This is a genomic window from Protofrankia sp. CiP1_Cm_nod4, from assembly GCF_982290645.1.
Map to the genome: position 1 here is coordinate 12,714 of NZ_CEVIVC010000105.1, position 1,563 is coordinate 14,276.

The window sequence follows — 1,563 nt, forward strand, 5'->3', positions numbered from 1 at the left end:
CCCGGTCGGACGGCCGCCCGGTCGGACGGCCGGTTCAGGTGGCAGCGGCCTCGCTGGCGGTGGCCTTGTCAGCGGCTGTGGTGACGGTCCCGGGGGCGACGACCTCGGGGGCGATCTCGGTGATCGCCCCCACCTCGGCCGCGATCTTCTCCGCGTCCCCGACCAGGACGGTGACCAGACGTGTCGGCGCGAACACCTGCGCCGAGATCTCCAACACGTCCCGCGCTGTCACCTTCGCCAGCGCCGCGGGATGGTCGTGCAGGTACCCGACGCCGATCCCCGCGCCGGCCAGCGCCGACAGGGTGGAGGCGAGCCCCACCCCGGTCGCCGTGGACAGCGCCAGCGTCCCGATCGCGTACTGGCGGGCCGCGTCGAGCTCCTCGTCCGACACCGGCAGCAGCGCCATCCGGCCGAGCTCGTAGAAGATCTCGAGCAGCGCGGGGCCGGTCACGTCGGTCGCCACGTCCGCGGTCACCGTGAACCGGGAGCCCGCGACCGGGTAGTCGAGCGAACTGCGCGGCGAGTAGGTGTAGCCCTTGTCCTCCCGGATGTTCGACACCAGCCGCGAGCTGAAGTAGCCGCCGAAGATGGTGCTGGCCAGCCGCTGCGCGGCATAGGCGGGGTGGTGGCGGTCTACCGCCGGGCCACCGATGCGGATGTTCGTCTGCACCGCGCCGGGCCGGTTGATGATCACGACAGGGCCGGTGCGCAGGGCCGGCAGCGGCGGCACCGCGTCGGCGGCCGTCCCCCGCCAGTCGCCGAGGACCGCCTCCACCCGCTCGAGCGCGGCCTGCGGCTCCACGTCGCCGACGAGCGTGAGCACCGCGCCCACCGGTGACACGCGCGCGGCGTGCAGCGTCCGCACGTCGGCCTCGGTCACCTGGGAGACCACGTCCGGCACCGGTGTCTCGCTGCCGTAGGGGTGGTCGCCGTACAGCCGGCGCAGCAGGCCCTCCCGGGCGATCAACGCCGGCTGGCTGTGGGCGATCGTGGCTTCCTCGACCAGCCGGTCGCGTTCACCGGCGAACTCGCCGCTGGGGTACGTCGCGCCGGTCAGCACCTCCGCGATCAGGTCCAGCAGCGGGACGAGGTTGGTCGCGAGCGCGGAGCCGACGATCGCGAGACGGTCGGCGTCCACCCAGGTCGACAGCGCGCCGCCGAGGGACTGCACGACGGTGGCGAGCTCCACCCGGTCACGCAGCTGCGTCCCGGTGAACAGGGTCTCGGCGAGCAGCTCACCGCGTGCCTGATGGGCCGCGCCCAGGCCGGTGAACGGGATGCGCAGCCGCACCTCCACCAGGGGCACGGTCGTCCGCCGGACCACCAGCACCCGCAGGCCACCGGGTAGGGTCCGCTCGGCGACCGTGGGGAGCTCGGCCGCCACGGTCGTGGCCACCGGCGGGATGACGGACGGCGACGCCCCGGCCCCCGGAGCGTCGCCGGATGCTTTCCCAATGGTTGCGGCGCTCACCGCGACCTCCTGTTCTGCGATGACGGCCTGCCCGGCGGGCGCGTGGTGCCTGCGGGAGCGACGGTAGCCCTGGGAGCAGCGGTAGCCCTGGG

The 1,563-nt window shown here is 74.1% G+C and carries 1 protein-coding gene; it reads right to left on the bottom strand.

Annotated elements, in window-relative coordinates; translation table 11 throughout:
- Positions 1-34: 34 nt before the first annotated feature.
- Positions 35-1,471, bottom strand: coding sequence for a M16 family metallopeptidase (locus tag AC5LSR_RS17780; RefSeq protein WP_250290083.1), 1,437 nt, complete (start codon positions 1,469-1,471; stop codon positions 35-37).
- Positions 1,472-1,563: the final 92 nt, after the last annotated feature.